This is a genomic window from Bacteroidales bacterium, from assembly GCA_013314715.1.
In the GTDB taxonomy this organism is placed as follows: Bacteria; Bacteroidota; Bacteroidia; order Bacteroidales; family GWA2-32-17; genus Ch61.
In genome coordinates, this window is sequence record JABUFC010000009.1 from 41,095 (window position 1) to 47,500 (window position 6,406).

Annotated in this window: 6 protein-coding genes (1 of these 6 cut by a window edge); 2 read left to right on the top strand and 4 right to left on the bottom strand. The window is 33.6% G+C overall.

Translation table 11 applies throughout. From position 1 onward, the window contains the following. Positions 1-7 precede the first annotated feature (7 nt). Positions 8-709 carry an OmpA family protein gene (locus HPY79_03450; GenBank protein ID NSW44869.1) on the bottom strand — a complete coding sequence of 234 codons (702 nt, stop codon included), beginning with the start codon at positions 707-709 and terminating at the stop codon, positions 8-10. Positions 710-871: 162 nt separating this feature from the next. Continuing rightward, positions 872-2,413, bottom strand: coding sequence for a YifB family Mg chelatase-like AAA ATPase (locus tag HPY79_03455; protein NSW44870.1), 1,542 nt, complete (start codon positions 2,411-2,413; stop codon positions 872-874). A gap of 200 nt (positions 2,414-2,613) precedes the next feature. On the opposite strand from HPY79_03455, the gene HPY79_03460 reads away from it, so the two are divergent. Both HPY79_03460 and HPY79_03465 read left to right on the top strand, forming a co-directional pair. Then, entirely contained in the window at positions 2,614-3,462 is an 849-nt protein-coding gene (locus HPY79_03460; GenBank protein NSW44871.1) for a peptidoglycan DD-metalloendopeptidase family protein, read from the top strand. Between the two features lie 72 nt (positions 3,463-3,534). Beyond that, complete coding sequence (locus tag HPY79_03465) at positions 3,535-4,440, top strand: hypothetical protein (GenBank protein NSW44872.1); 906 nt, start codon at positions 3,535-3,537, stop codon at positions 4,438-4,440. Between the two features lie 2 nt (positions 4,441-4,442). Here the strand turns inward: HPY79_03465 and mqnC are convergent, their stop codons facing one another. Together mqnC and HPY79_03475 are read right to left on the bottom strand one after the other, a co-directional pair. Then, positions 4,443-5,495 (bottom strand): dehypoxanthine futalosine cyclase, encoded by a 1,053-nt coding sequence (gene mqnC / locus HPY79_03470; GenBank protein NSW44873.1) that lies wholly within the window; start codon positions 5,493-5,495, stop codon positions 4,443-4,445. A 22-nt stretch (positions 5,496-5,517) separates the two neighbouring features. After that, positions 5,518-6,406 carry the 3' portion of a DUF2079 domain-containing protein gene (locus HPY79_03475; protein NSW44874.1) on the bottom strand. Its footprint extends 596 nt past the window's final position, so only the last 889 of its 1,485 coding nucleotides appear in the window; its start codon lies off the right edge, out of view — the gene reads right to left on this strand; its stop codon occupies positions 5,518-5,520.

Here is a 6,406-nt window from a genome sequence, read left to right on the forward strand (position 1 = left end):
ACTGATATTACTTAACCGAAAGAACCTTGAACTCAATTCTACGGTTCATCGCTCTTCCGTCCTCGTCACCATTAAAAGCAATGGGTTGGGTTTCGCCATACCCTTTGGCTACCAATCGCTCTTTCTTAATGCCCTTGCTTATGCAATAATCGACTACTTTTTGGGCTCTACGTTGCGACAATTCCATATTTTTATTATCGTCGCCAACATTATCGGTATGTGCAGCTATTTCAACTGTAACTTTTTTATTTACCTTTAAAAACGATACAAACCTATCCAATTCGCAAATAGATTCAGGCAAAAATTCATCGCTACCATCTTTAAAAAAAACATTATTTAAGCGTGCAACCTGCGATTCCATTACCGGAGCTAAAAACAAATTTTGTTCGTCAATTTCGGTATATTGTTCTAAGTTAGTTAAATCGAGGAATTTTGTAACCGAATAATATCCTTCGGCAAGCGCCATGTAACCATACTTTTTACCGTGTGGGAGTATAATTTTATAATTTCCATTGCTGGGGTCTGAACGAGCAATGCCAACTTCTTTGCCTTCGGGTAACAACTCCCAAACAATTCGAGCTTCGACCGGTTGCATATTTCGCTCGTTGACTACCTTACCCGAAATTAAAACAACCGCTTGACTCCCTTGTGAAAAAATATTTGTAGTGAATAATAAACCAATAAGTACTAATAAACTGCGTTTCATCATAAATTTTAAAAAATAAAATTCTTTCAAAAATAATCAAATTATCAACATCTAATTATTTAGAAAAAATTTTAATAAAGAACACATATCATGATTTCTAATTCATCAAACTTAACCAAATCAATTCATCATCACATCAACTAATCATCACATCAATAAAACAACCTATCCAGCCCATCCTTCTCTATCGAGACTTCTATATTGAATAGCTTCTGCTACATGTTCGGGCATAATATTTTCTGCTCCTTCTAAATCGGCTATCGTTCGCGACACTTTCAAAATTCTATCGTATGCACGCGCAGAAAGTCCTAAACGATTCATTGCATTTTTCAATAAGGTATTACTTACATCGTTAAGTACACAATACTTTTGTATTTGCTTACTATTTATTTGTGCATTGCAATGAACACCGGTTATTTCTTTATAGCGTTCTTCCTGAATTTTCCGAGCCCTTATCACGCGTTCACGAATTTGCTCGCTTGTTTCGTTTTTCTGCTTGTACCCTGCTAATTTATCAAAAGGAACCGGCACCACTTCTAAATGAATATCAATACGGTCGAGCAAAGGTCCTGAAATACGGCTTAAATATTTTTGACGCACACCCGGCGAACAAACGCACTCTTTTTCGGGATGATTGTAATATCCACAAGGACAAGGATTCATCGAAGCCACTAACATAAAACTTGCCGGATATTCAATACTAAATTTGGCTCGGCTAATCGTTACCAAACGATCTTCGAGTGGCTGACGCATTACTTCAAGCACAGTACGCTTAAACTCCGGCAATTCGTCGAGAAAAAGCACTCCGTTGTGAGCGAGTGAAATTTCACCCGGTTGCGGAAAAGTACCACCACCCACTAACGCAACATCGCTAATCGTATGATGAGGTGAACGAAAGGGGCGTACCGTCATCAGCGATGAATTTTTATCGAGCAAACCAGCAACCGAATGAATCTTTGTTGTTTCTAAAGCTTCGTCTAAAGTAAGTGGTGGTAATATGGTAGGAATTCGTTTAGCCAACATTGTTTTTCCTGCACCCGGTGGACCTATTAAAATAATATTATGCCCACCTGCAGCAGCGATTTCTAATGCCCGTTTTACATTCTCTTGCCCTTTTACATCGGCAAAATCGATTTGATAATTATTGTAATTAGCATAAAACTCCTGCTCTAAATCGACCGATATTTTCTCGAGTGGATTTCGTTGCTCAATAAAATCGATAACATCTGAAAGCGTTTCGGCACCATATACATCGATATCATTCACCACAGCTGCTTCACGAGCATTTTGCTTAGGCAAGATTAAAGCCTTAAAGCCTTCGTTACGCGATTGAATGGCAATGGGCAAAGCTCCTTTTATGGGCTGTATTTTGCCATCGAGCGAAAGTTCCCCCATAATCACATATTCATCTAATTTAGGTGCATGAATTTGTCCACTTGCAGCCAAAATGCCTAAGGCAATGGGCAAATCGTACGATGATCCTTCTTTTTTAATATCGGCAGGAGCTAAATTGATAATAACCTTTTGACCTGGCATACGGTAATTATTTACCTTCAACGCCGATTCTATACGTTGTAAACTTTCTTTTACAGCATTATCGGGCAAACCAACAAGATAATATTTTATACCTTGAATAGCATTTACCTCAATCGTTATTGTAGTTGCATTTATTCCATAAACAGCACTTGCATAAACTTTTACCAGCATAACATATTTCTTATTTCATTAAAAAAGTTATTAACAAATAGTTTTTAACAAAAATAATCTAAATATTTGAATAAGCTATTGAATTTTTATAAAATATAGCTACATTTGTGAACATAGATTTTACGTTATCACCTTATAATTTTATTATTTTGAAAGTAAGTCATTTAATATTAATGTTTCTAATTTTTTGTGCCTTTTTAATGAATGCACAAGACTCACTAGTATTGCCATTGTCGGTAGATACTTTTTCGGCCGGACCTATTAATGATGAAGAATATGAAGAAGAAGACATTTTTAACGCTAATATAAATGTATATTACCAACCCCATACAATAGACCATTATTTTGACGTACCCGCATACAACCAATATTTCTTTTGGGATACGATTAACATCCATCCCTACAAAAGTAAGATGAACCTATTTGATAATAACAAAACCGTTGAATTAGTAAATAATGAACATTTTTTTACATTTCCAACTACATCGAATAGAATTACTTCTGAATTTGGTTGGCGTCGCTGGAGATATCATTATGGAATTGACGTTGGACTAAATATAGGTGATACCATTGTTTCTGCTTTTGATGGTATAGTTCGGATTGCTAAATATAGCAAGTCATATGGCTATACTGTTGTTGTGAGGCATTACAACGGCTTAGAAACACTATATGCACATTTATCGAAGCTTTTAGTAAGCCCTAATCAAGAAGTTAAATCGGGTGAAATAATTGCACTTGGTGGCAATACCGGACATTCAAGCGGTCCTCACTTACATTTTGAAATACGATATTTAGGAGGTCCTATTAACCCTAATGAAATCATTAACTTTCAAAATAAATCCTTAAAATACACGTCAATAACCTTAGACCAATGCCTCTTTAATTATCTTACCGAAATTCATAAAGCACGCTACCATACTGTTCGCAAGGGCGACAACTTAGGAAAAATTGCTCGTAAATATGGCGTTTCAATAACCCGCTTGTGTAAGCTCAATAAAATTAGTAGAAAAACCATTTTACGTCCAGGTAGAAAAATTCGATATACATAATTTGTTAGTTTTTTTTAACGTTATGCTTAATTCAAAATAACGTTTAATTATTCTATTTTTGCAAAAAAAAATATGGAAAACGAAATCAATCATAATCCTAAATCAAAAGCATCGTTATTGATGCTAATCACAATCATTCTTCTACTATTATCTAACATTTTCTTTATTTATAAATTCTACACCATGCGCAAAGAAAAGGTCTATGTGCAAGTAGAACTCAAAGACACCGAGAATGAAAAACAACAAATTGAAGAACAACTCAAAGATATGCTCAATCAATATAATACACTTAAAACAGATAATTCAAAAATATCAGCAGAACTAGAACAAGAAAAAAATAAAATAAAAGAATTATTAGAAGAGATAAAAAACATTAAATCGGCGAATGCATATCAAATAAACCAATATAAAAAAGAATTAGGCACCCTTCGAGAAATTATGCGAAGTTATATTGTACAAATTGATTCGCTCAATACTCGCAATAAATTATTAACTGAAGAAAATCGAAAAGTTAAAACCGACTACCAAAAAGTAGTAACCGAAAAAGAAGATTTAACTCTAAAGAAACAAGAACTTGAACAAAAAGTTGATATTGCCAGCACTTTAAGAGCTATCAACATTACTTCAGTAGCCGTTAACGACAAAGCCAAAGAAGTAAGTAAAGCAAAACGCACCACCAAAATTAGGGTATGTTTCACACTCACCGAAAATGCAATTGTAAAACCTGGTAATCGTTTTGTATATATTAGAATTGCTCGCCCCAATAAAGAAATTCTTCCAAATCCTGATGGAGAATTATTCTCGTTTATGGGAAATACTATACTATACTCTGCCAAACGCGAAATTGACTACCAAAACAAAGACATCGACATGTGTATATATTGGACCAATGATGGTAGCCTAACCGAAGGAGTTTACAATGTTGATATTTTTTGCGATGGGAAGCAAATTGGTAGCGATACCTTTATGCTAAAGTAATTTTAATCAATCTTTTCGAATCGTTGATTTCTACGACGAGGAATAAATCCTGCTTCAGTAATCATTTGCTTCATTCCATCAATAGCAATGGTTGTATTATGAGCTCCAGCAGCCGAAACCACATTTTCTTCGATCATTATCGAGCCCATGTCGTCGGCACCCGCATGCAAACAAACCTGTGCAACATCTTTACCAACTGTTAGCCAAGAAGGTTGAATATGAGGTATATTATCTAAAACAATTCTACTGATAGCTAACATACGAATATATTCGGTTGCTGTTACTTTATTAAGGCGATACTTTTTTTCTAAACGAGTACCATTTAATTGTACAGGCCAAAGCACAAAATTTAAAAATCCGGGAGCATCTGGTGGCTTTTGTTCTTGCAATTTACGCAATGCTAAAAGATGCTTAAAACGCTCTGATAGGGTTTCTACATGGCCAAACATCATAGTTGCCGAGGTAACAAGCCCAAGACTATGTGCTACTTTCATAACTTGAAGCCACTCATCGGCAGAACACTTCGCTGGCGATACTATTTTTCGTACCCGATTGCTCAATATTTCAGCTCCGGCACCCGGTAAACTATCGAGTCCGGCATCGATAAGCGCTTTTAATATATATTCAATACTTTTTTTTTCTTGTTTTGCTAAATAAAAAACCTCGGCCGGTCCTAAAGCATGCAACTTTAATTTTGGGAACTCTTTTTTTAATAAACTGAACAGTTGAAGATAATAGTTTAAATCTAATCGTGGATGTAAGCCCCCTTGAAGCAAAATCTGTTCACCTCCCATTGCAAAAAGTTCTTCAATTTTTTGTCTATACTCATCCATTGTTGTTATGTATGCATCTTTGCTATGAGAACCTCTACAAAAATTGCAAAAAGAACATTGAACCGTGCATACATTTGTGATATTTATATTTCTATCAATAAGCCAAGTTACTTCATTAGAAGGGTTTATTTGCATTCGTACTTCATGAGCTATTTGCATGATGGAAGACAAATCGTATCTTTCACAAAAATTTAAAATACTTGTAACTGTATCTAATTTCATTTATTCTCTTTATAATTATTTCCTATAAAAATGTATATTTATAATTAACTCTTTTTAAAAGAACAAAATTGGTCGATTCTTTTATTTTAATAAACTCACGACAATTAATTAATCCCATTATACATGAATTCAGCTCATCAGAAGAATGAAAAGGATAATAAGATTTCTTATAAACAAAAACATAAGCTGCATCTTTAATATTTGGGAAATGATATATTTTATCTCTAAAAGCCAATCGAGGTGCTAAATTGGAAGATACTGATAAAATAGCATTCTGGGGTATTTCGTTTTCAAATTGCTCGTAATCTTTAAAGTTAATGTCAGATTTATAATGTTTGGAATTGTAAAAAGCAACATTTACTTTATCGTAATACAATGCCCTTGAATTATCGATGCTTGATATTGTTGCTAATATAGTAATAAGCGAAAATACAGAAACTAAAAATAATTGCTTGTAGTATGAAAATTTTTGAATAAAATCTATAACTGCTAAAATAATAATTGGCACAAATTCTATACTATAATGAGATTTTATTCCCCACATACTTTCAGAATTCGAAAACATTTTTTGTGCAATTAATGGAATAATCATGATTAAATATTTTGGATTGATTAAAACTAAAAATCCACCTGACACTAAGAACATATAATAAAACTCAGACTTAATGCCAAAATATTCGGGATTCGTATCAGGAGATTCAAATAATAACGAAAACACATATTTAGGTTCAGTAAATATATTTGTAATAATTTCGCTAAGCGATGAACCCAAATAAATATATTTATCTGTTTGAATTGTACCTAAACCTTGATTCAAATATTTCATTACATAAAATGAAATAACTACAAAATAAATAAAAGAGAAAATAATTAAGGGAACTTCTAGTTTTAATTTTTCACGAATCGTTCTG